The organism is Streptomyces sp. T028, from assembly GCF_048159505.1.
In the GTDB taxonomy this organism is placed as follows: domain Bacteria; phylum Actinomycetota; class Actinomycetes; order Streptomycetales; family Streptomycetaceae; genus Streptomyces.
This window is the reverse complement of the sequence record NZ_JBLRVZ010000005.1, coordinates 190,973-216,985: the sequence shown is the minus strand read 5'-3', so window position 1 is coordinate 216,985 and position 26,013 is coordinate 190,973. Positions and strand designations below refer to the sequence as shown.

Here is a 26,013-nt window from a genome sequence, read left to right as displayed (position 1 = left end):
GGGCCTGTGGGTGTCACTCACGCCGCGTGCACGACGTCCTTCTCCTCGGCGAAGTGGCAGGCCGACTCGTGGGCCGCCGGGGTGTCCTCGCCCCGGAAGCGCTCCGGTACGGCGAGCACCGGCACCTCGGTCGAGCACTTGTCCTGCGCCTTCCAGCACCGGGTGCGGAAGCGGCAGCCGGACGGCGGGTTCGCGGGCGAGGGCACGTCACCGGTGAGGATGATCCGCTCGCGCCCCTCACGGGCCTCCGGGTCCGGGACCGGGACCGCCGACAGCAGCGCCTGGGTGTAGGGGTGCGTCGGGTGGTCGTAGATCTGCTCGTCGGAGCCGATCTCGGCGATCTTGCCGAGGTACATGACCCCGACCCGGTCCGAGATGTGCCGGACGATCGACAGGTCGTGCGCGATGAAGATGTACGACAGGTTGAACTCGTCCTGCAGACGCTCCATCAGGTTGATGACCTGGGCCTGGACGGACACGTCCAGCGCGGAGACCGGCTCGTCGCAGATGATGATCTCGGGGTTGAGGGCCAGGCCGCGGGCGATACCGATGCGCTGGCGCTGACCGCCCGAGAACTGGTGCGGGTAGCGGTTGATGTACTCCGGGTTGAGACCCACGACGTCCAGCAGCTCCTGGACCTTCCGGCGGCGGTCGCCCTTGGGGGCCACCTCCGGGTGGATGTCGAAGGGCTCGCCGATGATGTCGCCGACCGTCATCCGGGGGTTCAGGGACGTGTACGGGTCCTGGAACACCATCTGGATGTTGCGGCGGACCGCCTTCAGCGCACGCCCGGACAGCTTGGTGATGTCCTGGCCCTTGTAGAAGATCTCGCCGGCGGTGGCCCGCTCCAGGTTCATCAGCAGCTTGGCGACCGTGGACTTGCCGCAGCCGGACTCGCCCACGATGCCCAGGGTCTCGCCCTGGTACAGGTCGAAGGAGACCCCGTCGACGGCCTTGACCGCGCCGATCTGCTTCTTGAACAGGATGCCCTGGGTGAGCGGGAAGTGCTTCACCAGGTCGCGCACCTGGAGGATCGGCTCACCGCGGTCCACGGGCGCCTCGATCGCGGCGACCGCCTCCGACTCGGAGTGGACGTCGGCGGTCTCCACCTCGGAGACGTTCGGCGTGGCCTCCTGCTCGTCGTTCTTGCTGAGCTCAGCCATGGATCGTCTCCTTCCAGAAGTGGCACGCCGAACCCCGGCCGACCAGTTCGCCGCCGTCCTGCTCGGTCACCGGCACCAGGGCCGGGATCTCCGTGCGGCAGATGTCCTGCGCCTTGGGGCAGCGCGGGTTGAAGGCGCAACCGGTGGGAATGCGCAGCAGGTTGGGCGGCAGACCCTTGATCGCGTACAGCTCCTGGCCCTTCTGGTCCAGGCGCGGGATCGAGTCCAGCAGACCCCGCGTGTAGGGGTGCGCGGGGCGCTTGTAAAGCTCGTGCACCGGGGCGCGCTCCACGATCCGGCCCGCGTACATCACCGCGATCTTGTCCGCGACGTCGGCGACCACGCCGAGGTCGTGGGTGATCAGGATCAGGCCCATGTTGTACTCGCGCTGCAGCTCCGCGAGCAGGTCCATGACCTGGGCCTGGACCGTCACGTCGAGGGCCGTGGTGGGCTCGTCGGCGATGATCAGGTCCGGCTCCAGGGCCAGCGCCATGGCGATCATGATGCGCTGGCGCATACCGCCGGAGAACTGGTGCGGGTAGTCGTCCACCCGGGCCGTGGCGGCCGGGATCTTCACCTTGTCCATCAGCTCGATCGACTTGGCCCTGGCCTCCTTCTTGGAGAGGCCCTGGTGCACCCGGAACATCTCGCCGAGCTGGTAGCCGACGGAGAGCACCGGGTTGAGCGAGCTGAGCGCGTCCTGGAAGATCATGGCGATCCGCCGGCCGCGGATGCGCCGGCGCTCCTCGGCGGACATCTTCAGCATGTCCTGGCCGCGGAAGAGGATCTCGCCCTTGGGGATCCGGGCCGGCGGCATGTCGAGGATGCCCATGACCGCCTGCGCGGTCACGGACTTGCCGGAGCCGGACTCACCGAGGACGGCGAGGGTCTCGCCGGCCTTCACGCTGTAGTTGACGCCGTTGACGGCCTGTACGACACCCTCACGGGTGACGAACTCGACGTGCAGGTCGCGCACTTCGAGCAGGGGGACGTCCTCGCCCTCGCGGGGCGCCGGTACCGGTGCGGTTTCTTCGATGATGGTCACGTACGCCTCCCTCAGCGCGTCTTCGGGTCAAGGGCGTTGCGGACCGCTTCACCGAGCATGATGAACGCCAGCACCGTGATGGTGAGCATGATCGACGGGTAGAGCATGATCCACTGGGCGACCCGGATCGAGTTGCCGCCGTCGGAGATGTCGTTGCCCCAGGAGACGCCGTTCAGGCCGAGCCCCAGGAAGGACAGCGTGGCCTCGGAGCCGATGTAGACGCCGAGCGAGATGGTCGCGACGACGATCACCGGGGCCAGGGTGTTCGGCAGGATGTGCCGGAACAGGATGCGCGGGGTGCTCGCGCCGAGCGCCTTGGCCGCCTGGACGTAGTCGGACTGCTTGGTGGTGATCACCGCGCCGCGCATCACACGCGCCAGCTGGGTCCAGCCGAAGAAGCCCAGGGCACCGATGACGACCCAGGTGGTGCGCTCCGGGAAGGAGTTGAGCACGACCATCGTGCCCAGCAGGAACGGGATGCCGAAGAACACGTCCACGAGCCGGGACAGGATCGAGTCGACGAGCCCGCCGAAGTAGCCGGCGATCATGCCGACCAGACCGCCGACGACGGTCACGACGATCGTGGTGCCGAAGCCGACGGCTATGGAGGCCCGGGCGCCGTAGATGAGCCGGGCGTAGACGCTGCGACCCTGCGCGTCGTAGCCCAGCCACTCGGGCGAGAAGACCTTTCCGAGCTGCGGCTTCTGGATGTAGTGCTTGGCCAGGTCGCCGTAGGTCGGGTTGGCGCTGGTGAACCAGCCCGGGAAGAAGGTGATCGTCATCAGCAGCAGGATCATTACCGCCGAGGTGATGAAGATCTTGTTGCGGCGCAGGTCGGCCCAGGCGTCGCCCCACAGGCTGCGGACCTTCTCGGCCTTGACCGGCTGCACGGCGGCGTCGGCGGTGGCCACGGCGTCCGTGGCGGTGGTGGCGGCGGTGTCGGATTTGGTCATGTCAGGCATAGCGAATCCTCGGGTCAAGGACCGCGTAGAGCAGGTCGACAAGGAGGCTGGCGACGAGGTAGACGAGGACGAGGATGGTCACCAGGCCCACGAGGGTGGTGCCTTCCCGTCGGACGATCGACTGGTAGATCGTGCCGCCGACGCCGTGGATGTTGAAGATGCCCTCGGTGACGACGGCACCGCCGAGCAGGGCGCCGATGTCGGTGCCCAGGTAGGTGACCACGGGGATCAGCGAGTTGCGCATGAGGTGGACACCGACCACCCGGCGGCGGGGCAGGCCCTTGGCGACGGCCGTACGCACGTAGTCGGCGCGCATGTTCTCCGCGATCGACGTACGGGTGAGCCGGGACACATAGGCGAGTGACGCCGTGGCCAGCACGATCGCGGGCATCAGCAACTGACCGTAGTTCGTCGGGTCGTTGACGTTCGGTTCCAGCCAGTGGAGTTCGTCGGCGAAGATCCACTTGAGGATGAAGCCGAGGACGAACACCGGAACCGAGATCAGCAGCAGCGTGATCAGCAGCACCGAGGTGTCGGCGGCGCGTCCGGCACGCAGGCCGGCGAACACACCGAGGCCGATGCCGCAGACGAGTTCGATGGCGAAGGCGAAGCTGCCGAGGCGCAGGGTGACCGGGAAGGCCTCGCCGAGGACGTCGGTCACGGGGCGGCCGCTGGCGATCTGCGTGCCGAAGTCGGCGTGCAGCAGGATGCCCTTCATGTAATTGAAGTACTGCACAAAGATGTTCTGATCCAGGCCGTACTCGTGCCTCAGCGCGGCGATCACCTGTGGGCTGCCGCCCTTGTCGCCGAACAGCCCTCGGACGGGGTCACCGGGCAGGGCGTAGACCATGAGGAAGATAAGCAGGGTGGTCCCGAAGAACACCGGGATCATCTGGAGCAGTCGTCGTGCGACATAGCGCCCCATCGTGCCTCCATGAAATGTCACAGCGGCAGCAGGCGGGCCCTTTCCCCGCGCACCGCCTGGCGATGCGTGCGGAAAGGGCCCCCCGGCCGCTGCCGTTGCCCGGGGCGCGGCGTGCGCGCCCCGGGCTACGGGCTGTCTACGGTTACTTCTTGACCTGGACGCCAGTCAGGATCGGGTCACCGTCCTGGCCGAACTTCACGCCCGAGACCTTCTCCGAGTAGCCCGCGTTGACCTTGTAGTACCAGAGCGGAATGCTCGGCATGACGTTGACGAACTCCTTCTCGACCTCCTGGTACTTCTTCACCGACTCGTCCAGCGAGGTGGCGCTGTCGGCGGCGGCGATCCCCTCGTCGATCGTCTTGTTGGAGAAGCCGCTGGTGTTGCCGGAGGACTTGCTGCCGTACAGGTCACGGATGAAGTTGGCGTTCACCGGGTAGTCCAGCACCCAGCCGCCGCGGTACATCGACTTGACCTCGTGCGCGTCACGCGCGTCGAGGTCGGCCTGGAAGTCGGCCTTCGGGTCGGTGGCGCACTTCACACCGGTGGCGTTGGTGATGGAGTTGCAGACCGCCTCCACCCACTCCTTGTGACCGCCGTCGGTGTTGTACTGGATGGTGATGGAGTTGCCCGGAACGCCGCCACCCTCCTTGATGAGCTCCTTGGCCTTGGTCGGGTCGTACTTCGTGACGTCACCCGCGACGTTCTCCTGGTAGCCGAGAACGCCCTTGGCGACCCAGCCGGTGGCGGGCTCACGCGTGCCCTGGAGCACGGTCTTGGTGATGGTGTCGCGGTCGATCGCCATCGACAGGCCCTGCAGGACCTTCGGGTCGATGTCCTTCCACTGCTTGTTGTAGAAGGCCGGGACGATCGACTGGATGGCGGAGTACGCCTGGTCGATGGCGCGGTCGCCGAGGTCCGTCTTGTAGACCGGCAGGTCCTTCGGGGCGATCTGGGTGATGACGTCGAGGTTGCCGGACTTCAGGTCCTCGTACGCGGTCTCCGGGGTGGAGTAGTTCTTGAAGACCACGCCGCCGTTCTTCGCGGCGTTCGAGCCCGTGTAGGCGGCGTACTTCTTGACCGTGATGGCCTTCTTGTGGTCCCAGCTGACGAACTGGTACGGGCCGTTGCCGACCGGCTTCTCGCCGGCGGCCTTCGGGTCCTTGAAGAAGGACTCGGGCAGCGGCGAGAAGGCCTGGTAGCCGAGCTTGAACTCGTAGTACGGGATCGCCGAGGTCAGCTCGATGGTGAAGGTGGTGTCGTCGACGACCTTCAGACCGGACAGCTCGGTGGCCGTGGCCTTGCCCTTCTCCGGCGCGACCTTGTCGTAGCCCGCGATGTCGGAGAACCAGAAGCTGTTGGTCTGCTTGTTGTCCGGGTTCGCGGCCCAGTTCCAGGCCTTGACGTAGGACTCCGCGGTGACCGGGGTGCCGTCGTGGAACTTCCAGCCGGCCTTCAGCTTGACCGTGTAGGTCTTGCTGTCCGTGGTGTCGATCGACTCGGCGTTCATGAGGACGATCTTGCCGCTGTCGTCGTAGTCGACGAGACCCGTGAACAGCGAGTTGATCACGATGCTGCCGTAGGACTCCATCGTGTTGGCGGGCTGCAGCGGGTTCTGCGGCTCACCAGACTCGACCGTGAACGTGCCGTTCGGGTCGACGGCGGCCTTGCTGTCGTCCTTGCTGTCGCTGTCGCCACCACCACAGGCGGTCGCCCCCAGTGCCACAACCGCGGCTATCGCGACCCACTTGGCACTCCTCGCACCGCGCATGGGTTCCTCCTCAAGAATCCATTGGTTCACTGCACAGGGCAGCACACGACTCAACACCGTTGCCGGTGCCTGAAAATGATCGGTGCCCCCAGCGCTCGCGAGCCTGCGCCGCCTGTCGGCGCCTGACCCGTCCTCCGAGCTCTACGCGCCTAACTATCTGCCATCAGCGAAGACCGAACCACACCGGCAAGGTCTCGGTTCGATCACACCTGGCGGCAACATCTTCCAAAATCCGGACAAAGGGATAGAGGGAAGATCCCTGCGAAACGGACTTGTTACACATCTATCGACGACGACTGTCCGCATTCCGGACGCGGGGGAGCGGAAAATGAGTTGCGGCTACCGTGGCCGCTGTGCGGGGGTGACTCGGCATGTCCACCGCCGTCAACGGTTCATGCCCGAGAGGCCGTTGGCCGACACCGCACCCGCAGTGCGCGCACTGCACACACATCCGAGGCTAGTACCGATCGGCCCCTTGCGGGCGGTTCCGCACGCGATCAAAGGGTTATCCCTATGTCCCCGCGGAGTAAAAACTGTGTTCAACAAGCGAGCCAGGCCCCGCCGCGCGGGACCTGGCTCGCTTGCTACGGGGCTCGTCAGCCGTGCTTGGCGCGGCTCGCGGCGCGGGCGCGCTCGCGGGCGTCCAGGTTCACCTTGCGGATGCGGACGGCCTCCGGGGTGACCTCGACGCACTCGTCGTCGCGGCAGAACTCCAGCGACTGCTCCAGGGAGAGCTTGCGCGGCGGGACGATCGCCTCGAACGAGTCGGCCGAGGACGACCGCATGTTCGTGAGCTTCTTCTCCTTGGTGATGTTGACGTCCATGTCGTCGGAGCGGGAGTTCTCGCCGACGATCATGCCCTCGTACACCTCGGTGCCGGGGTCGGTGAACAGCACACCGCGCTCCTGGAGGTTCGTCATCGCGAAGGCGGTGACGGCGCCGGCGCGGTCGGCTACCAGGGAGCCGTTGTTGCGGGTCTGCAGCGTGCCGAACCAGGGCTCGTGGCCCTCGTGGATGGAGTGGCCGATGCCGGTGCCACGGGTCTGGGTCAGGAACTCGGTGCGGAAGCCGATCAGACCGCGGGACGGGACGACGAACTCCATGCGAACCCAGCCGGAGCCGTGGTTGGACATGTTGTCCATACGGCCCTTGCGGACGCCCATGAGCTGCGTGACGGCGCCCATGTGCTCCTCGGGCACGTCGATCGTCATGCGCTCGACCGGCTCGTAGACTTTGCCGTCGACGTTCTTGGTGACCACCTGCGGCTTGCCGATGGTCAGCTCGAAGCCCTCACGGCGCATCTGCTCGACCAGGATGGCCAGCGCCAGCTCACCGCGGCCCTGGACCTCCCAGGCGTCCGGACGCTCGGTGTCGAGCACGCGGAGAGAGACGTTACCGACCAGCTCGCGCTCGAGGCGGTCCTTGACCTGGCGGGCGGTGACCTTGCGGTCCTTGACCGCGGCCTTGTTGTCGGCACCCTTGCCGGTACCGCCCCGGCCGACCAGCGGCGAGGTGTTCGTACCGATGGTCATCGAGATCGCCGGCTCGTCGACCGTGATCAGCGGCAGCGGGATCGGGTTCTCGGTGTCGGCGAGGGTCTCGCCGATCATGATGTCCGAGATACCGGCGACGGCACAGATGTCGCCCGGGCCGGCCACCTCGGCGGGCTTGCGGGTGAGCGCCTCGGTCATCAGCAGCTCGGTGATGCGCACATTGGACATGCTGCCGTCACGCTTGATCCACGTGACGGTCTGGCCCTTGCGCAGCTCGCCCTGCTCGACGCGGAGCAGCGCGATACGGCCGAGGAAGTTGTCGGCGTCCAGGTTGGTGACGTGCGCCTGGAGCGGGGCCGCCTCGTCGTACTCCGGAGCCGGGACGTGCGAGAGGATCGTGGAGAAGAACGGCTCCAGGCTGTCGCTGTCGGCCGGGACGGTGCCGTCCTCCGGCTTGGTCAGCGAGGCGACACCGTCACGCGCACACGCGTAGACGATCGGGAACTCGATCTGGTCCTCGTCCGCGTCCAGGTCGAGGAAGAGGTCGTAGGTCTCGTTGACGACCTCGTCGATGCGCGAGTCCGCGCGGTCCGTCTTGTTGATGCACAGGATGACGGGCAGGCGCTGCTGGAGCGCCTTGCGGAGCACAAACCGGGTCTGCGGCAGCGGGCCCTCGGAGGCGTCGACGAGCAGCACCACCGCGTCCACCATCGACAGACCGCGCTCGACCTCGCCACCGAAGTCGGCGTGGCCCGGGGTGTCGATGATGTTGATGGTGATGACGTCGCCGCCATCCTTCGGGTGGTACTTCACGGCCGTGTTCTTGGCCAGGATCGTGATGCCCTTCTCACGCTCCAGGTCGTTCGAGTCCATCATTCGGTCGTCGAGCGACTCGGCCGCGTGCGCTGCGAAGGCACCGGCCTGCTTCAGCATGGCGTCGACGAGGGTCGTCTTGCCGTGGTCGACGTGGGCGACGATGGCGACGTTGCGGATGTCGTGGCGCGTGGCCATAAAGCGGCGTTCTCCCGGAGTGTGAGGAAGGCCCGTCGTGTACGTCTGTGTGACGCGGGCCCTGCCGGGCTTGACATGCCACGGCCTCACCCCATGGTACGTGGCCCGGAGCGGGTGGACCTCCACGGGGCTTCCCGACCCGGTCGGGCGCGCTGTGCCCCGGCAGAGAGCGCCCCCTGTCCTCATCCCTCCGACGGGCTCGGCGGCAGCTCGGCGCCCTTCTTCAGGAAGCCCATGTCCTCGTACACCGGCGTCTGGAAGCCGAAGGCTCCCGCGTTGACGACGTTCTTCTTCGCGGCCGTGAGCTGGGGGCGCTGGTAGAGGGGGATCGAGGCGGCCGCCGCCCAGATGCGGGAGTCGGCCTTGCGGATCAGGGAGCGTTCCTCGTCCGCGTCCAGGGTGGTGATGGCCCGGTCGAAGAGCTGGTCGACCTGGTCGGTGCCGACGCGGGTGTAGTTCTGCTCGACGCTGAGCGAGCCGTCGGCGGCCGGGACGGGCTTGGCGTAGATCGGGCGGGCGTCGGTGGCCGGGAACGCGGTCGCGGGCCAGGAGTACAGCGCGAGGTCGTACTGGCCGGAGGCGATGTGGTCCTTGAAGTAGCTCACGTCCGCGACCTTGACGGTCTCCGTGCGGATGCCGACCTTCTCCAGCATCCTCGTGATCCGCGCGGCGACCGTGCGCAGCGGCTCCGAGCCCGGCCCGGACGGCAGCACGAACCGCAGCGACAGCGCCTTGCCGTCCTTGGCCAGCGCCCCGGCGGCGGCATCGGCCGGGGCCCGGGTGCCCTTGGGCGCGTAGGCGCCGGGGGCGCCGCCCTGCTGCTGGTGCTTGTACTGCGCGCCCTCCTGGGCGAGCCGCCGTCCGGCTCTGTCGTCCTTGCCGTGCCGGTCGTCCGAGCCAGGGCCCTTGTCGTCCTCCCCCACGATGTACGCGCCGTCGGAGCCGCCCTTCGACTTCTCGTCCTCGGACGCCTCGTCCTTCGGCTTCTCGCCCTTGGCCCCCGCCGCCTTCTCGCCCTTCTCCTCCTTGACCGGTCCCCCGGCCACCCATCCCGCGTCCGTGAGCAGCGCCTGCGCCTCCGACGTGTCCTGGCCGCCGAGCGCGCCGCTGTTGTCGGCGTAGGCCTCCTGGCCGGAGAGGGCGAGGTGGCTGCCGACGGGTTCCGCGGGCAGGCCGAGCGGCTCGAGCACCAGCTCGGCCAGTTTCCTGCGGTCCAGCGCCCGGGCCACGGCCCGCCGCACGCGTTCGTCCGCCAGCGGCCCGTCCGCGCCGTTGAGGGCCAGCTGGGTGTACGCCGGCTCCAGGGAGCGCCGTACCTCGAAGTCCTTCAGAGCCTTCTGCCGGCGCTCCCACTTGGCGATCGCCCTGCGCAGCTTCTTGCGGGCCTTCGTCTCGTGCTCGGCCGCCTTCTCGTCGGAGCCGTGGGCGAGCGCCCAGGAGTGCAGGGCCTTGGCGGCGGTGCGTCCGCCGCCGGGTCCGGCGAGTGGTCCGGCCGCCGATCCCTTCGCGGCGCCGTCGATGCGCCGGGCGTCGGCTGGGTCGATCTCGGCCAGTTCGATCTTCCCGTCGGCCAGGGCGGCGGCCCGCTCCTCGCGCGGCACGGCCGTCAGCCGGATCTCCGAGAGCTTCGCCGGCTCCCCCCACCAGCGCGGGTTGCGGGTGAGCCGGACCTCGGCCTTCTTGCGGTCGACCTGCTTCACCAGGAACGGACCGGCCGTCACCTTCAGCGTGCGCCGCGCCCCGTCGTTGAACGAGCTGGGCGTGCCCATGACGTCCTTCGGGTACAGCGGCGAGAACAGCGACTGCCAGTCGGAGTAGGGGCGGGCGAAGGTTACCCGGACCTCGAGGTCGTTGTCGCCGCGCTCGATCTTCTCGATGCGGTCGTAGCCGGCGTTGCGCGCGGTCCAGTAGGCGCTGTCCTTGCCGGACAGGGCGCGCCACTGGGCGGCGAAGTCGGCGGCGCCGATCTCCCGGCCGTCGCTCCACACGGCCTGCTGGTTGAGCTTGTACAGCACGACCTGCCTGGGCTCGGTGTCGACGACCTTCGCGGACTCCAGGTAGTCGGGATTGCGCCGCGCCCGCCCGTTCTCGTCGATCCGGTACATCGACGGCAGGACGGCCTGGGCCACCCGGGTGGTCGTGGCGTCGGCGTCCGACTGGAAGGTGTTGAAGGTCTCCGGGACCGCGTCGACCGCCCAGTGCAGGGTGCCCCCGTCGGCGACCAGGGCCCGGGCGGCCGGGGCGATGTCCTGCCGGGCCAGCGGCTTGCCCGCCTCGTCCTCGGCGCCGCAGGCGGTCAGCAGGGGCACCGCGAGCACACCCGCCGTGAGGAAGGCGACCGAGCGCATGACCGCGCGCAGTCCGACGCCGTCGTAGGGCTTCGACATCTCTGGCACCTCCGGGGAGCCACTTCCGGTGCGTTCTGATCACATTTGGCGGTATTTTGGAGTTGATCAGATCTACGGTCTGGTCTACGGCTCACTGAAGAGGAAAGGGTTCGCCTGCCGAGGGCGACACGGCGGCGGGGGCGCACAGCCCCACCCGTGCGGAGCAACGCGGCACCCGCTCCGCATCCGCCAATCGCTGCACACGCCTTCACATCGACCGGTGTGACGCGCAACACTCGCAGGCGCACATGAACGTTGCCGTCCAGGGCACAGCCGCCCACGGAAGCGAGGTCACGTCATGTCCGTGCACGACGACCTGACTACGGTCCAGCGCTGCCTCGACGACCTCTCCCGGTCCGTCGGCCGCTTGGAGCAGCAGCTCGGCACCCGCGGCCTGGAGATGCGCCGCGTCCGCGCCGACGCCGACCATCTCCGCGAGAGCGTCGCGCTGCTGCGCGAGTCCGCCTCGGGCCCGACGGCTCCGAAGGTCCCGCAGAAGCAGCAGCTCCTCACCATCCCGGACACCCCCTACGACGACTCCCTGTGGATCGACACGGACGACGAGGGACTCGGCGCCCGGGACCGGCACGCCCCCTAGGGCCCAGAAGGGCCCTACCCCTCTGACCCGACACCGACCGGAGTCCTCCATTGGCCACTGGTACGGAACCTCCCTCCACAGAGCCCCATCCCCCGGGCGGCGTACGCGGTGCCGGCCGCGCCGCGATCGCCGCCCCTCATCTGCGGACCGACCGCTGGTGGCTGGCGCCCGCCGCCACCGCCGCCGGTCTGCTGGCGTTCATCGTCTACTCGACGTGGCGGGCCTTCGCGAACGCCGACTACTACGCGGCGCCGTACGTCTCGCCGTTCTACTCCCCCTGTCTGGCGGAGAACTGCGAGCCCATGCGCGCCGGACCCAACGCGGAGATCCTCGGCGGCTGGTGGGGCATCTCGCCCGCGATCATCATCCTGATCTTCCCGCTGGGCTTCCGCCTGACCTGCTACTACTACCGCAAGGCCTACTACCGGGGCTTCTGGGCCTCGCCCCCGGCCTGCGCGGTGGCCGAGCCGCACACCAAGTACACCGGTGAGACCCGCTTCCCGCTGATCCTGCAGAACATCCACCGGTACTTCTTCTACGCCGCGATCGTCGTCGCCGGGATCCTGACGTACGACACCGTGCTCGCCTTCCGCGACGAGCACTACGACTGGGGCCACATGGGCCTCGGCACCCTGGTCTTCCTGGTCAACATCACGCTGATCTGGGCGTACACGATCTCCTGCCACTCCTGCCGGCACATCGTGGGCGGAAAGCTCCGGCACTTCTCCCGGCATCCGGTGCGCTACCGGGCGTGGCAGTTCGTCGGCCGGCTCAACGCCCGCCACATGCTGCTGGCGTGGGCGTCGCTGGTGAGCGTGGCGGTCGCCGACTTCTACGTGTACCTGGTCGCGTCCGGTGTCTTCGACGATCCGAGGTTCTTCTGATGAGTGAGGCCTTCTGATGGCAGCGGTGGAACGGCAACAGTGGGATGTCGTGGTCGTCGGTGCCGGGGGCGCCGGTCTGCGCGCCGCCATCGAGGCCCGTGAGCGCGGCGCCCGTACGGCCGTGATCTGCAAGTCCCTGTTCGGCAAGGCGCACACCGTGATGGCCGAGGGCGGCATCGCGGCGGCGATGGCCAACGTCAACGAGCACGACACCTGGCAGGTCCACTTCCGCGACACCATGCGCGGCGGCAAGTTCCTCAACCAGTGGCGGATGGCCGAGCTGCACGCCCGCGAGGCCCCCGACCGGGTGTGGGAGCTGGAGACCTGGGGCGCCCTGTTCGACCGTACGAAGGACGGAAAGATCTCCCAGCGCAACTTCGGCGGCCACGAGTACCCGCGCCTGGCACACGTCGGCGACCGCACCGGCCTGGAGCTGATCCGCACCCTCCAGCAGAAGATCGTCGCGCTCCAGCAGGAGGACCACCGTGAGACCGGCGACTACGAGTCCCGGCTGAAGGTCTTCCAGGAGTGCACGGTCACCAGGGTCCTGAAGACTGTGCCCGACAGCGGCTCCGCCGCGGGCCCACGGGTGAGCGGGGTCTTCGCGTACGACCGTGAGAGCGGCCGTTTCTTCGTCCTGGAGGCACCGGCGGTCGTGATCGCGACCGGGGGCATCGGCAAGTCGTTCAAGGTGACGTCGAACTCGTGGGAGTACACCGGCGACGGTCACGCGCTGGCGCTGCTCGCGGGCGGCACCCTGCTGAACATGGAGTTCGTGCAGTTCCACCCGACGGGCATGATCTGGCCCCCGTCGGTCAAGGGCCTGCTGGTGACGGAGTCGGTGCGCGGTGACGGCGGGGTGCTCAGGAACTCCGAGGGCAAGCGGTTCATGTTCGACTACGTCCCCGACGTCTTCAAGGAGAAGTACGCCCAGTCCGAGGAGGAGGGCGACCGCTGGTACGACGACCAGGAGAACAACCGGCGCCCGCCCGAGCTGCTGCCCCGCGACGAGGTGGCTCGCGCGATCAACTCCGAGGTGAAGGCGGGCCGGGGTTCCCCGCACGGCGGGGTGTTCCTGGACGTGTCGACGCGGATGCCCGCCGAGGTGATCAAGCGCCGGCTGCCGTCCATGTACCACCAGTTCAAGGAGCTGGCGGACGTGGACATCACGGCCGAGCCCATGGAGGTCGGCCCCACCTGCCACTACGTGATGGGCGGCATCGCGGTCGACTCCGACACGGAGGGGGCACGCGGGGTACCGGGCCTGTTCGCGGCCGGTGAGGTGGCCGGCGGGATGCACGGCTCCAACCGGCTCGGCGGCAACTCGCTGTCGGACCTGCTGGTCTTCGGCCGCAGGGCGGGCTGGCACGCGGCGGAGTACGCGCAGAGGGCGGACCGGCCCGAGGTGGACGACGCCCAGATCGACGCGGCGGCGGCCGAGGCGCTGCGGCCGTTCTCGGCGGAGGGCGAGGGCGGCGGCCCGCCGGAGAACCCGTACACCCTCCACCAGGAGCTCCAGCAGACCATGAACGACCTGGTCGGCATCATCCGCCGCGAGGGCGAGATGGAGCAGGCCCTGCACCGGCTGGCGGAGCTCAGGGTCCGGGCCCGGCGGGCGGGCGTGGAGGGCCACCGCCAGTTCAACCCCGGCTGGCACCTCGCCCTCGACCTCAGGAACATGCTGCTGGTCAGCGAGTGCGTGGCGCGGGCCGCACTGGAGCGCACCGAGTCGCGCGGCGGCCACACCCGCGAGGACCATCCGACGATGGAGCGGACCTGGCGCAACGTGAACCTGCTGTGCGGCCTCGCCGACCCGACCGGCGGGCTCGCGGCCACCGACCCGGAGCGCGGCCAGATCCGTCTCGTACGCGAGAACACCGACCCCATCCGCCCGGACCTGCTCGCCCTGTTCGAGAAGGAGGAGCTGGTCAAGTACCTCGCCGAAGAGGAGCTGTACGAGTGAGCAGCTACGAGGCCCGCTTCAAGGTGTGGCGGGGCGACACGCAGGGCGGCGGCCTGGAGGACTTCTCGGTCGAGGTGAACGAAGGCGAGGTCGTCCTCGACATCGTCCACCGCCTCCAGGCCACCCAGGCGCCCGACCTCGCCGTCCGCTGGAACTGCAAGGCGGGCAAGTGCGGTTCGTGCTCGGCGGAGATCAACGGGCGGCCCCGTCTGATGTGCATGACCCGGATGTCCGTGTTCGACCGGGCCGAGACCATCACCGTGACCCCGCTGCGGACGTTCCCGGTGATCCGCGACCTGGTGACCGACGTCGGCTTCAACTACCAGAAGGCGCGCGAGGTCCCGTCGTTCGTGCCACCCGAGGGCGTCGGTCCGGGCGAGTACCGGATGTTCCAGGAGGACGTGGACCGGTCGCAGGAGTTCCGCAAGTGCATCGAGTGCTTCCTGTGCCAGGACACCTGCCATGTGGTGCGCGACCACGAGGAGAACAAGACGGCGTTCGCCGGCCCGCGCTTCCTGATGCGGGTCGCCGAGCTGGACATGCACCCGCTGGACGCGGCGGACGAGACGGGCCTGGACCGCAAGAGGACGGCCCAGGACGAGCACGGCCTCGGCTACTGCAACATCACCAAGTGCTGCACGGAGGTCTGCCCCGAGGGCATCAGGATCACGGACAACGCGCTGATCCCACTGAAGGAACGGGCGGTCGACCGTAAGTACGACCCGCTGGTGTGGCTGGGGTCGAAGATCAGGAGGCGGACTTCGTAGACCGGAGGTCCGCCCGGCCGGGGCGCTGGGCGAGCAGTTGGAGGGCAAGCCCCCCGAAGTTCACGGCAATGCCGAGGAACGGGAGGTAGGGATGCCGGGTCGGCGTGCCGCCCAGCGGGCCGAGGAACAGGAAGAAGGCTGTGCCGAAGGCGATCAGCAGCAGGCCCGCGCCCCACAGCTTCGGCCGCAGGATCCTCTCCCGCCGGAAAGGCAGGGTCCAGCCCGTGGTGACGCCCGCGACGCCGGCCAGCGCAGCGGCCGTGACGACGGCGACCCCGATACTCACCAGTGCCAAGTGCATGGCGCTCATACTCCCAGGATCTCCAGCACCCACAAGAGATTTGAAGTCTGGTGCGCGGGGACTCACCGGCCCCACCCCTTGTCGTACGACGCCCAGTCGGTCTCCGTCGCCGTGAAGTCCACGTACGCCGCCACCCCGAAGTTCGCGCGGTCGGCGTCGGTCCGGGACAGTCCGAGCCGTACGCCCCGGACGGCGGCGGCGACCGTCTCGGCGTGCGCCCAGTGGCCGAAGCGGTTCTCCCTGTAGAACGGCAGCCCCATCAGCAGGTCCGTGGAGGACGGGGTGACCTCCAGGGCGAGGGAGGTCTGCTGGGCGACGTAACCGCCGTACGTGCTCTCCAGCGGCTGCATGGTGTCGTACGACATCACGGCGATCTGGTCGACACGGCGGGCCACCTGCCCGAAGAACCGCTGCGACCACCACTTGGGGTGACCGGTGGTGGAGCCCCAGAAGGAGTGGAAGCCGGGGACGGGGTCGATCTGGTGGGCGGCGACGGAGAGTTGGGCGCCGCGCGAGCCGGTGACCTCGTGAAGTGTGTCGAGGAGGGCCAGGTAGTTCCGGTCTCCGGAGTGCAGGGGCTCCAGGTCGAAGTGGGCGCCCTCGAAGCCGACGGCGAGGATCTGGCGGGTGGACCGCACGACGGCGGCCCGGGTCGCCGCCCGCTCCAGCCGCATGCCGTTCGGGCTCTCGCTGGCCAGCCTGTCCCCCAGCCAGGCTTGCACCCGGACGCCGGGCGCCTCCCGGTGGACGGCGGCGATGAACCAGGCCGCCCTCGGGTAGGCGGAGGCGGGCAGTGTCCCGTCGTGTTCGAGGGGGCCGGCGTGGACGTACAGGTCGCGTATCCCGGTGGCGCGCAGCCGCTCGGCGAGCGCCTCGACGTCGGCGTCGTCCTTCCGCCCGTCGACCCAGGCGTGCCCCAGCCAGAAGGCGTCCTTGCCGCGGGTACGGGTGCCGTCGGCCGGATCGCCGAGGTTGTTGACGCCGAGGGCGGCCTGGGAGACGAGGACCGGGGAGAGGAGGAGCAGAACGGCGGCGAGGACGAGGCGGCGCCAACGCCGACGCCGTGGCTGTGGCTGTGGCTCTGGCTGAGGCGGCTGCGACTCGGGCGTGGTGGGCTCGGGTGCCTGAGGTGGCTCCCCCTGACGTGCCTCGATCTCCATCCCCGTTCCCCCTTCCGTGGTCCCCCGCCCCACCGGCCCCGCCTCGGGTGTATCCCGCTCGCGTGGCCGCATTCACGGCCATACGCTCCGAAATGTGACGACATCCCTGCATCGAGGCCGACGGCGTGCCAGATCGCACATACCCGTGCGGGTGGCGCACGCCGTGGTGGGCGGTGCGGCCGGGGTGGTGTGGCTGGTGTTGCCGGGGATGACGTCGGGAGGCGGCCCGTCGGTTGCGATCAAGGAGCCGCGGCCGGTGGTGAGCGCCGTCGCCGCGGCCCGGGACTCCCCGGCATCGCAGACGGCCCAGGACGACGAGACGTCCGCCACAGATCTCGTCCTGCCCCTGGCGGCGGTCGGTGTGGTGGGCGCGGCCGCGGCGTACGGATACATACGCCGGGTACGGCGGGCGCGCGACCGGACGACCCCCGGAGGTTCCGGACGTCCCGGCGTGCTCAGCGGCCCTCCCCCGGCCGCGAGCTCGGCGCCACTTCTCGCCGGGCCGGACGCGGAGGCCTGTGCGGCACTGGTCCGCACCGACGACCGGCTCCGCGCGGCCCGCGCCGAACTCGGCTTTGCGCGCGGACTCCTCGGGCCGGCGGCCGTCACCCCGTTCGCCCGCGCGCTGGGCGAGGCCGAGGGCGAACTGGCCGCCGCCTTCCGGATGCGGCAGCGGTACGACGAGGGCGTACCGGAGGAAGAGGCGCCCCGGCGGCACGCGCTCGCCGGGATGATCGGCCGGTGCGAGGAGGCCGGCCGCCGGCTGGACGCCGTGGCGGCGGACTTCACCCGCCTGCGGGAACCGGACCAGGCCCTTCCGTACGCGGAGGCGCGCTTCCGTGACCTGACCGGACGCACCGCCGCGGCCCAGACCCTGCTCACCGCCCTCGGCACGCGGTACGCCCCCACCGCGACCTCCGCCGTCACCGGCAACGTCGAACAGGCCAAGGACCGGCTGCTGTTCGCCACCGCCCGGCTCAACCTGGCCCGCCAGGAGCTCTTCTCCGGCCGGACGGAGGCCGCGACCCGCCAACTGCACGCCGCCGAGGCCGCCATCGCCCAGACGGCCGTCTTCGTCGAGGGCGTCGACCGTAGCGCCGCCGAACTGCGGGACGCCGAGGAGACCGTACCGGCGGCGCTCACCGGCGCGGAGGCGGAACTGTCGACGGTACGGCGCCACACCTTCCGCGAGGACGAGCCGCACCCCCGGCTCCTCAACGCCGACGCCGTCCTGTCCTCCGTACGCCAGGAGTTGACGTCGAACCGGCCGTACGACCCACTGGGCGCCCTGCGCCGGATCGTCCGGGCGACCGCGCCGCTCTCCTCGGGGCGGGCCGGGGTGCTTCCGGCCGCCGCGCTGTCCGTGGCCCGCGCCGCGACCGCCGCCGCGGAGGACTTCGTGACGACGCACCGGGGTGCGGTGAGCGCGACGGCCCGCACCAGGCTCGCGGAGGCACGACGGCTCCTGGCGGACGGGGCACCGGCGGATGCGGTGCGAGCCGACGAACTCGCACTGGAGGCAAGGGAGCTGGCCGAGCAGGACGTACGCCTGCGCGGCAACCCGGCGTCCGCCGCACCGGCCGGACAACCGGGGACGGACGGCGCCGCCGGGGCGGTCATCGGCGGAATCCTCCCCGGGGAGGCGTCCGACGAGGACGGCGAGCAGCCACCGACGGGGTTCGGCGGGTTCTAGGCTCAGCACAGGCCAGGTCACCGGCGAGCAGGTCACTTACTGGATGCCCTGGGTCAGGCCGGCCATCGCCAGGCGTCGGCCAGTCCCGTCCACCTGGTGCGGCGGCGGGATCCGGCCGCCTCGGGCGGCTGGGTCTATGAGGCCCATCTGATGGTCCTTGCCCCCGGCTACGCCTCCACCGCCACCCATACCCGGCGCAAGCAGGCCGCCGCCCTGCAGCGCGTCGGCGGGGTGGACGGCAACGTCTCCAACCTCGCCGTCGTCTCCCTGCCCGCCACGCTCGACCCCGATGACGGCGGCGTGCGCTCCGACCGGATCACCCTGGCCGAGCAGGAGCAAGACGTCCTGACCGCAGGGCGCAAGAAGGCCCGGGGGCGCCAGCGCGCCCTTGACCGTTCGCGGCGCGCATCCAACCCCCAGCAGTACCAGCGCTCCCGGCGTCAGAAGGCCCGCGCCGAACGCCGACAGACAGCAGGTCTGCCCCCGAAGGCCGTCACCGTCCCCGCCGGACCCCGGCGCACCACCGCGACCGGAAGACCCCAACAGACCTACCGCCGCGACACGGTCAGCACCAGCTACCGCAATCTGCGGGCCCGCCACAGTGCTGCGGCCGCGAGCGCGGCCGAGGCCTCCCACCACCGCGCGAAGAAGATCGCCGCCGCTCTGGTCGCCGTCCACGGCCCGAACCTGACCGTCGAGGACTGCGACATCCGTACCTGGTTCCGCCTGTGGGGCCGCGCCTGCTCCGCCACCACCCCCGGACGGCTGATCACCGCACTCGCCGCCGAGTGCACGGCCACCGGCGGACGCCTCCTGCGCGCCTCGACCTTCACCACCGCCCTGTCACAGCACTGCCTGTGCGGCCGACGCGTGACCAAGTCCCTACGCCGGCGCACCCATCACTGTGACCCGGCCGACGGCGGCTGCGGGCTGACGGGCGGCCGCGATCTGGTCTCCGCCGCCCTGGCCGCCTTCACCACCCTCACCGACCCCGACGCCCCCGCCACCGCCCGCCTGGACCACACCCGCGCCCGGGCCTCCCAGATCCTATTCGCCCAGGGGCTGCAAGAAGCCCTGACCGAGTCAACCGCACCGAAGTCCGCGCCCCCGGGCCGGACCCGCGCGGCAGCCGAACCCCGCGGGAACACCCTTCCCCGGCAACAAACGGCCTCTGCTCGGACAAGTCTTAGAACAGGCTCAGCAGTGCCTCCGCCGGGTCCGTGAGGCCCGTTTCGCCGTCCGGTAGCGGCAGTTCGAACCAGACCGTCTTGCCGCGCGGTGTGCGGCGGGAGCCCCAGGCGGCGCTGAGGAGGCCGACGAGTTGCAGGCCGCGGCCGCCCTCGTCCGTGTCGCGGGCGCGGCGGCGGCGTGGCTGGACCAGGCCCGCGTCCCAGACCTCGCAGACCAGGGTGCGGTCGAGGAGGAGGCGGAGCCGGATCTCGCCCTCGCCGTACCGCAGGGCGTTCGTGACCAGTTCGCTGACCAGCAACTCCGTGGTGTCGACGAGGGGTTCGAGGTCCCAGGAGAGGAGCCGGGTGCGGGCGTACTCCCGCGCCCGGCCGACGCTGCGCGGCTCGCGAGGGAGGGTCCAGTCGCCGACGGAGTCCTCGGGGAGGCCCTGTACACGTGCCATCAGCAAGGCGATGTCGTCCTCGCCGTGGTGGGTGTCGAGGGTGTTGAGGACGTGGTCGCAGACGTCCTCCAGGGGGCGCGTGGGGTCCGTGAGCGCCCCCACGAAGGCCTGGAGGCCCTCGTCCAGGGGGTGGTCGCGGGACTCGACGAGGCCGTCCGTGTAGAGGGCGAGCAGCGCGCCCTCGGGGAGGTCGACCTCCACCTCCTCGAAGGGCTCGCCGCCGACGCCGAGCGGCATGCCGGGCGGGACGTCGAGCATCAGCGCCGGTTCGCCGGGTTCGACCAGCACCGGCGGGAGATGGCCCGCGTTGGCGAAGGTGCAGCGGCGCGTGACGGAGTCGTAGACGGCGTAGACGCAGGTCGCGAGGTACACCTCGGAGAGATCGGCCTCGCGGGGGCGGCGGGCGGCCCGGGTGGCCTGCTGGACCCCGCCGGGGGTGCCGAGTCCGCGCGCGATCTCGTCCAACGCGGAGAGGACCTCGGCGGGTTCGAGGTCGAGCAGGGCCAGGGTGCGGACGGCGGTGCGGAGTTCACCCATCGCGACCGCCGCGCGCAGGCCTCGGCCCATGACGTCGCCGACCACCAGAGCCGTGCGGTGGCCCGGGAGTTCGATGACGTCGAACCAGTCGCCGCCGACCTCGCTGGGGCGGCCCGTGGAGACGTTGCCGGGGAGGTAGCGGCAGGCGATGTCCAGGCCGGAGGCGACCGGGTCGCCGGGGGGCAGCAGGGACCGCTGCAGTATCAACGCCCGCTCGTGCTCGCGCCGGTAGAGGCGGGCGTTGTCGATACAGACGGCGGCGCGCGCCGCCAGCTCCACGGCCAGGTCCCGGTCGCGGTCCCCGAACGGCTCACTGCCCTTCGTCCGGGAGAACTGCGCCAGGCCTACGACCGTGTCGTGGGCGACCATCGGGATGGCGAGCGTGGACTGCACCAGGCCGCCCTCCTCACCCGGGATGGACACCGGGCGGGCGGCGCGCAGGGCGTCCGCGCAGGGCGAGTTGAACGAGAAGTGGTGGACCGCGCCGACCGCGACGGGCGTGCCGGTGGCCGAGTACGGGGCGTCGGAGACGGCGGACGAGAAGGCGACCCGGCGCAGTTCGGCGCTGCCGTCGGCGAGGCCGGGCGGCGTCTCGTCGCCCGCCAGGAGGCCCTGGTAGAGGTCGACGGTGGCCAGGTCGCAGAACCCGGGTACGACCACGTCGAGGAGTTCGCGCGCGGTGGTCTCCAGGTCGAGCGAGTTCCCTATGCGGGCGCCCGCCTCGTTCAGAAGGGCGAGATTGCGCCGTGCGGCGGCGGCCTCGCGGGCGGCGGCACGGCGGGCGGTGATGTCGATGCCGAGCCACGCGATGCCGATGGGGCGGCCGGTGCCGCTGTGTACGCGGTAGAGGTTGATCGACCAGTGCCGGCGTTCGTCCGAGCCCGGTACGAAGCCGGTGACGTGCATGTCCGTGATGGAGTCGCCGGTCTCCAGGACCCGGCGCAGGGTGGCGCTGACCCGCTCGGCCTCGGGCCGGACCAGATAGTCGTGGACGCCCTTGCCCCGGTGGTCGTCGGGGGTGCCGCCGAAGATGGAGGCGAACCGCTGGTTGGCGCGGCGGACCCGCAGGTCGGGGTCGATCAGCAGGAAGCCGAACGGGGATTGGCCGAAAATGGACTGCGAGGCGGCGAGGTCGGTCTCGATGCTGCGCAGGGTGCGGACGTCGACGACGATGCACACGGCGGCGTTCTCGCCGTCGCTGCCGCGGGTCGGCATGACGTACACCTCGGCGAGGCCCCGCTCGCCGCGCCCGCCGCCGGGCACGGGGTCCGGCATCCGGAAGGGGACCACGCCGGTCCACTCCCGTCCGTCGAGGATCTCCGCCATCTTGCGCTGGCCGCGCTCGCGCAGGTCCGGGTCGATGAACGCCGCGATGGGGTCCATGCCGACCGCCTGGTCCGCGGGGATACCGAAGATCTGCTCGGCACGCAGACTCCACTGGTCGACGAGCCCGTCGGGGCCGATCGAGAAGGACGCGACCTTGATGTAGTCGTAGATGGAGCCGGGCGGGCTGCTCTGCCAGACGGCGTCCCCCGGTGTCGCCCCGCCGTCCACGAGGCGGCCGTCCGCGAAACCGTCGCGCACGCGGTCCGGGGCCGGGGACGCGTCCGAAGCGAACGCCCCTGCGGCCCTGTCCCTCACGCCGCCCGACGGGTCGTCGGACCCCGTGGCCTTCGCTGGTATCTCGCTCACGCGAACCGTCCCCTCCAGCTCACCGCGTCCGGCACCGGTCACCGGCGGCGGCTGCCCGCAGTATCCAGCACTACGGCGCCGCACGACACGGTGTTCACGATCACAACACGCTCCAGGCTTTTTTTGGACCGTTCCGCGACAACACATCCAGTCTTCTAACCAGCGGGCACGCGGTCGAACCACACCTTCCGGGACCGGCCGTGGACCGGCACCGGACGGGTGACGCCGGAACGCCCGCTGTACACCCGGTCGACCTGGTCAACCAGGTACCGCCAGTTCGAACCAGACCGTCTTCCCGTCGGCCCCCGGCCGGGTTCCCCAGCGGCGGGAGGAGGACGCCACCAGTTGCAGTCCGCGGCCGCTCTCGTCCTCGGGCCGGGCGGACCGTTCGCGGGGCGGGTCGGGCAGCGGGTCGGAGACCTCGACGAGCAGGACGCCCTCCAGGCCGGCCGGGCGGACCAGGCGCACACCGATGGGTCCGGTGGAGTGCCGCAGGGCGTTGGTCACCAGCTCGCTGACCAGCAGTGCGGCGATGTCTCCCAGACTGTCGAGGCCCCAGCCGTGCAGCCGGCCCCGGACGACGCGGCGGGCGGTGCGCACGGCACCGGGGTCCGCCGGGAACGTCCACTCGGCGTAGCCGTCTTCGGTGTCGGTCACACCGATCACTTCCCGGGCCGGCGAGTACACCCATGTCTGGTTTCGTGGGGTTAATGGGCACATACCCGGTATCAGCGGGGCGGTACCGTTCCCGTGCCGAGCCGGGTGAGGGTCTCGCGGACGGCGGGGACGTCCTGGTCCAGCCAGGGCACGTCCCAGATCTCGCCGGGGGTGAGCCAGCGGATTTCGTCGTGGTCCTGGAGGGGCGCGGGGCCGGCGGAGCCGGGGCGCAGGCGGGCGGTCCACACCTGGAGGACGTACGGCGGTCTGAGCGGCCACTCGCCGGGGACGCGCTCAACGGCCTCGGTGTCGACGCCGAGTTCCTCGCGCAGTTCACGGACGAGGGCCGCCTCGGGCCGCTCGCCGGGCTCGACCTTGCCGCCGGGCAGCTCCCAGCGGCCGGCCAGCTCGGGGGGTGCGCTGCGGCGCGCGGCGAGGAGGCGGCCGCCGTCGAGGAGGGCGGCTCCGACCACCACGGTCCGTTCGGTCATGCGCCGGAGCCTACGGGACGTGGGTGCGTGTCAGTTCCGGGTGCCGTCTCCGCTCTGGGTCTGGCTCTGGGGCCGGCCCTGGCCGATGCGCTCGACCCAGTAGAGCTGCTTGTGGCCCCGGCTGTCGAGGCTGTCCGCGATCTTCTGGGCCTCCGCCCGGGTGGCGTACCGGCCCACACGGTAGCGATTGCCGTTGTCGTCCTGCCGTATGACGAGCCAGGGCAGAGAGATGGTGCCCTCGTTCATCGCGCCCCTCCGCTTCCCTGGCGCGGCCCGCCCTGGGCCCCGCCCTCTAAGGAAACCGCAATCCGCATATGCCCGAGCGTACGCCTTACCTTTACACAGCGAACACGGCTTTGCACAAAGAGGTACGCAACCAGCCAAGACACAGGGGGCGCACGGGGCCGAACGCGCCGTGCGGGCGGGCTGACTCGTCCGGTCGGCGGGGGGTCGGGCATATATGGGACGACCTGCGAGAACGGCCGGAAACGACCGGATCCCGACGGCGTGCGGGCGCGCCGTGTGCGGGCGTTTTCCGGGGGCAACTGCCGGAAGGGTGTGCGCCGCCCGGCGCGCTGCGCTACCGCAAGGACAGCCGAGAGCGTCCCACGGTCCTCGGCGGTGCGGTCATCTGACGGGCAGGTGGTACGCGACGCGGTAGCGGTCGGCCGGGATGATCACGTCGGCCGTCTCGACGGGGCGGCCCGAGGCGTAGTACGTGCGCTGGACGACCAGGACGACATGTCCGGGGACGCCGCCGAGGGCGAGGAGTTCCTCGGCGAGGCCGGGGCGGGCACCGACCTCCTCCGTCACGTTGTCCACGATGACGTCGATGGCGCGCATCCGCTCGACCACGCCCATCCCGCCGAGCGGGCCCTCCTCGGGCAGCATGACGGGCGTACGGCCGGTGACGGCGAGGGGTTCCCAGGAGGTGGAGAGCATCATCGTCTCGCCGGCCTCCCGGAAGACGTACTTGGTGCACATCACGCGGTCGCCGGCCTTGATGCCCAGCCGCTCGGCGACGGCGCCGCTCGCCTCGGTCTGCTCGCTGCTGGACTCCCAGGTCCCGCGGGCATGCGCGTCGGCCTGCTCCTGCCGGAACGGCGTGGCCCCGCTCGCGGGCCGGTAGCCGGAGCGGGCGATACGGCGGGGCACCGGGCGCTCGCGGACATACGTACCGGACCCGGAGCGACCCTCGACCAGACCCTCGGCCATCAGGACCTTGCGGGCCTCCAGGGCGACGGTGTCGGAGACGCCGTACTCCTCGCGGATTCTGGCCTGGGACGGGAGGCGGGCGTGCGGCGGCAGCGAGCCGTCGACGATCTTCCTGCGGAGATCGCCCGCGACACGCAGGTACGCCGGCTGCTCACCGAATGTCACTGGCCACTCCCATCAGGTTGTACAGACAGCTACAGCGTGGCAACCGTGGGTTCGACCATGCAAGCAAAGGCCAGAGAATCACTCGATGTGATGACATGCGCCCCGGAAAGGCTTTGCGCAGGCAGTTTCTCCCCGCTATGGCGGCGGTCACACCTCACCGGGGCGGCGATCACCCCGCCCCGGGGGTGATCACACGTCCTCGCTGCCGCTCCCGCCGCCACTGCCGGTGTCGTAGTCGTCCTCGTCGTACGAGGGCGGGGTGGTGGCCAGGTCCAGGGCCGCGCGGGCGCCGACGGTGGTGTCGCCGTCGACGTACTCGTAGCCGCTGTCGTAGTGCAGGTAGAACGTGTCGGCGTCGCGCGCGCTGGCCGCCTTCGCCCAGTCCGCGCGGGCGTCGTCCATGTCCTCGACCAGGGCGTCGACGGACTTCCGGGCGTCGCCGGACCAGGTGTGGCCGCGCAGCGCCCCGGCCTGCTCGGCGAGCACGTCCCGTACGTCCGCCGCCCAGTCCTTGTTGGCGTCGAGGTCCTCCTCGGCGTAGTCCTCGGGCTCTTCGTAGAGGACCTCGTCGATCGCGTTCATCGCCTTCAGGAAGGCCAGTTGGTCGGCGTCGAGGGTCGTCTCGTCGGCGCGCAGCGAGCCCGTCAGGGTGCCGGTCTCGTCGGTGTGGGCGAAGACGCAGGTGATCTCGCGGTCGCCCCACGCCCAGCTGTCCTCGGTGGGCGTCAGGTAGTAGACGTCGACCTCGTCGCCGAGCGCCCAGGGGTCCATGGCGTAGGCGTCCTGGAGCGTCCAGCACTCGTCCTCGGCGCGGTCCGCGACGTATCCGTCGCCCGGGTAGTCGTCGCCGGACAGCGGGATCACCCCGAACACCTCGCCCTCGTGCGCACCGGAGCAGGGCACCTCGTCGACGTCGTACACGTCCTGGTCGAAGCTGCCCGGGACGTCGAAGCAGTCACCCTTGACGAGCGAGTAACTGGTGCCCCTGGCACCCTCCTTGACGCCCTCCCAGACCTCGGAGGCGACGTTCGTGGACAGCGACACCACCCACAGCGCGAGCCCGAGCGAGGAGACGACCGCGCCCGCGATCGCCATCCCCTTGCCGCGCTCGCCGCGCTTCCTGATCTGCACCAGCGCGATGATCCCGAGGACCAGCCCGACGGCCGGCAGGAAGCACAGCAGGCCCAGCACGAGGGAGGCGATGGCGACGCCGTTGACGGGCGCGGGGCGGGCGAAGGGGGTGTAGCCCTGGCCCCAGACCTGATAGGGCGCGGCCCCGTAGGGGGTGTGGGCGTACGGCCCCGGAGGCTGGGGATACGGGCCCTGCGGATACGGCCCCTGGGGCCCTTGTGGCGGTACGGAGCCGCCCTGCGGCTGCGGAGGCCGGTACGGGTCCTGGGGCTGCTGGGGCCCTGGGGGCGGGGGTATGGACACGAGTACCGTGCTCCTGGTTCGGGCGGATCGAGGCCGGGTGCGGGCAGTCTGGCAGCAGGGTCCGACAGC

The 26,013-nt window shown here is 70.3% G+C and carries 21 protein-coding genes; 6 read left to right on the top strand and 15 right to left on the bottom strand.

Translation table 11 applies throughout. The features are described 5' to 3' along the window. Positions 1-17 precede the first annotated feature (17 nt). The 7 genes from ACLZN2_RS05435 to ACLZN2_RS05405 all read right to left on the bottom strand — a co-directional run bounded on the left by ACLZN2_RS05435 (position 18) and on the right by ACLZN2_RS05405 (position 10,754). Entirely contained in the window at positions 18-1,163 is a 1,146-nt protein-coding gene (locus tag ACLZN2_RS05435) for an ABC transporter ATP-binding protein (protein ID WP_416977203.1), read from the bottom strand. Next, complete coding sequence (locus ACLZN2_RS05430) at positions 1,156-2,208, bottom strand: ABC transporter ATP-binding protein (RefSeq protein ID WP_416977202.1); 1,053 nt, start codon at positions 2,206-2,208, stop codon at positions 1,156-1,158. Before ACLZN2_RS05430 ends, ACLZN2_RS05435 begins: the two co-directional genes overlap by 8 nt. Before the next feature lie 11 nt (positions 2,209-2,219). Continuing rightward, positions 2,220-3,170 carry an ABC transporter permease gene (locus ACLZN2_RS05425; protein WP_416977201.1) on the bottom strand — a complete coding sequence of 317 codons (951 nt, stop codon included), beginning with the start codon at positions 3,168-3,170 and terminating at the stop codon, positions 2,220-2,222. Then, positions 3,163-4,095 carry an ABC transporter permease gene (locus ACLZN2_RS05420; protein WP_416977200.1) on the bottom strand — a complete coding sequence of 311 codons (933 nt, stop codon included), beginning with the start codon at positions 4,093-4,095 and terminating at the stop codon, positions 3,163-3,165. Before ACLZN2_RS05420 ends, ACLZN2_RS05425 begins: the two co-directional genes overlap by 8 nt. Positions 4,096-4,237: 142 nt before the next feature. Next, positions 4,238-5,863: a peptide ABC transporter substrate-binding protein gene (locus ACLZN2_RS05415; protein WP_416977199.1), complete on the bottom strand. Its 1,626-nt coding sequence runs from the start codon at positions 5,861-5,863 to the stop codon at positions 4,238-4,240. A 596-nt stretch (positions 5,864-6,459) separates the two neighbouring features. Then, positions 6,460-8,367, bottom strand: a complete 1,908-nt coding sequence (typA, locus tag ACLZN2_RS05410) for a translational GTPase TypA (protein ID WP_416977198.1) — start codon at positions 8,365-8,367, stop codon at positions 6,460-6,462. Between the two features lie 182 nt (positions 8,368-8,549). Continuing rightward, positions 8,550-10,754, bottom strand: a complete 2,205-nt coding sequence (locus ACLZN2_RS05405) for an ABC transporter family substrate-binding protein (protein WP_416977197.1) — start codon at positions 10,752-10,754, stop codon at positions 8,550-8,552. A gap of 298 nt (positions 10,755-11,052) precedes the next feature. Here ACLZN2_RS05405 and ACLZN2_RS05400 point away from each other — a divergent pair, with 298 nt between their 5' ends. Genes ACLZN2_RS05400 through ACLZN2_RS05385 form a run of 4 tightly spaced genes read left to right on the top strand, consistent with a single transcriptional unit; the run spans position 11,053 to position 14,966 of the window. Continuing rightward, positions 11,053-11,352 carry a hypothetical protein gene (locus ACLZN2_RS05400; RefSeq protein WP_416977196.1) on the top strand — a complete coding sequence of 100 codons (300 nt, stop codon included), beginning with the start codon at positions 11,053-11,055 and terminating at the stop codon, positions 11,350-11,352. A gap of 50 nt (positions 11,353-11,402) precedes the next feature. Continuing rightward, entirely contained in the window at positions 11,403-12,236 is an 834-nt protein-coding gene (locus ACLZN2_RS05395; protein ID WP_416977195.1) for a hypothetical protein, read from the top strand. Between the two features lie 16 nt (positions 12,237-12,252). Then, positions 12,253-14,199 carry a fumarate reductase/succinate dehydrogenase flavoprotein subunit gene (locus tag ACLZN2_RS05390; RefSeq protein ID WP_416977194.1) on the top strand — a complete coding sequence of 649 codons (1,947 nt, stop codon included), beginning with the start codon at positions 12,253-12,255 and terminating at the stop codon, positions 14,197-14,199. Further along, positions 14,196-14,966, top strand: a complete 771-nt coding sequence (locus tag ACLZN2_RS05385; protein WP_416977193.1) for a succinate dehydrogenase/fumarate reductase iron-sulfur subunit — start codon at positions 14,196-14,198, stop codon at positions 14,964-14,966. The genes ACLZN2_RS05390 and ACLZN2_RS05385 overlap by 4 nt, the downstream gene beginning before the upstream one ends. Here ACLZN2_RS05385 and ACLZN2_RS05380 read toward each other — a convergent pair. Continuing rightward, complete coding sequence (locus ACLZN2_RS05380; protein ID WP_416977192.1) at positions 14,947-15,276, bottom strand: hypothetical protein; 330 nt, start codon at positions 15,274-15,276, stop codon at positions 14,947-14,949. The two genes, ACLZN2_RS05385 and ACLZN2_RS05380, sit on opposite strands and share 20 nt — an antisense overlap. A 53-nt stretch (positions 15,277-15,329) precedes the next feature. Continuing rightward, positions 15,330-16,427, bottom strand: a complete 1,098-nt coding sequence (locus ACLZN2_RS05375) for a hypothetical protein (RefSeq protein ID WP_416977191.1) — start codon at positions 16,425-16,427, stop codon at positions 15,330-15,332. Positions 16,428-16,578: 151 nt separating this feature from the next. Here ACLZN2_RS05375 and ACLZN2_RS05370 point away from each other — a divergent pair, with 151 nt between their 5' ends. Both ACLZN2_RS05370 and ACLZN2_RS05365 read left to right on the top strand, forming a co-directional pair. Then, positions 16,579-18,120, top strand: coding sequence for a hypothetical protein (locus tag ACLZN2_RS05370; RefSeq protein ID WP_416977190.1), 1,542 nt, complete (start codon positions 16,579-16,581; stop codon positions 18,118-18,120). 96 nt (positions 18,121-18,216) lie between these two features. Beyond that, positions 18,217-19,344: a hypothetical protein gene (locus ACLZN2_RS05365; RefSeq protein ID WP_416977189.1), complete on the top strand. Its 1,128-nt coding sequence runs from the start codon at positions 18,217-18,219 to the stop codon at positions 19,342-19,344. On the opposite strand, the gene ACLZN2_RS05360 is transcribed toward ACLZN2_RS05365, so the two are convergent. From ACLZN2_RS05360 to ACLZN2_RS05335, 6 genes are all read right to left on the bottom strand, one after another. Then, on the bottom strand, positions 19,307-21,982 hold the full coding sequence (locus ACLZN2_RS05360; protein ID WP_416977188.1) for a SpoIIE family protein phosphatase: 2,676 nt from the start codon (positions 21,980-21,982) through the stop codon (positions 19,307-19,309). The genes ACLZN2_RS05365 and ACLZN2_RS05360 overlap by 38 nt on opposite strands. A gap of 258 nt (positions 21,983-22,240) precedes the next feature. Further along, complete coding sequence (locus tag ACLZN2_RS05355) at positions 22,241-22,669, bottom strand: ATP-binding protein (RefSeq protein ID WP_416977187.1); 429 nt, start codon at positions 22,667-22,669, stop codon at positions 22,241-22,243. Between the two features lie 41 nt (positions 22,670-22,710). Further along, complete coding sequence (locus tag ACLZN2_RS05350) at positions 22,711-23,130, bottom strand: (deoxy)nucleoside triphosphate pyrophosphohydrolase (RefSeq protein ID WP_416977186.1); 420 nt, start codon at positions 23,128-23,130, stop codon at positions 22,711-22,713. Positions 23,131-23,160: 30 nt separating this feature from the next. Beyond that, the gene (locus ACLZN2_RS05345; RefSeq protein ID WP_416977185.1) at positions 23,161-23,376 is read right to left on the bottom strand and encodes an SPOR domain-containing protein; all 216 of its coding nucleotides are present in this window, start codon (positions 23,374-23,376) and stop codon (positions 23,161-23,163) included. A 381-nt stretch (positions 23,377-23,757) separates the two neighbouring features. Continuing rightward, positions 23,758-24,510 carry a GntR family transcriptional regulator gene (locus tag ACLZN2_RS05340; RefSeq protein WP_416977184.1) on the bottom strand — a complete coding sequence of 251 codons (753 nt, stop codon included), beginning with the start codon at positions 24,508-24,510 and terminating at the stop codon, positions 23,758-23,760. Between the two features lie 189 nt (positions 24,511-24,699). Continuing rightward, entirely contained in the window at positions 24,700-25,944 is a 1,245-nt protein-coding gene (locus ACLZN2_RS05335) for a DUF4190 domain-containing protein (protein ID WP_416977183.1), read from the bottom strand. Positions 25,945-26,013 lie beyond the last annotated feature (69 nt).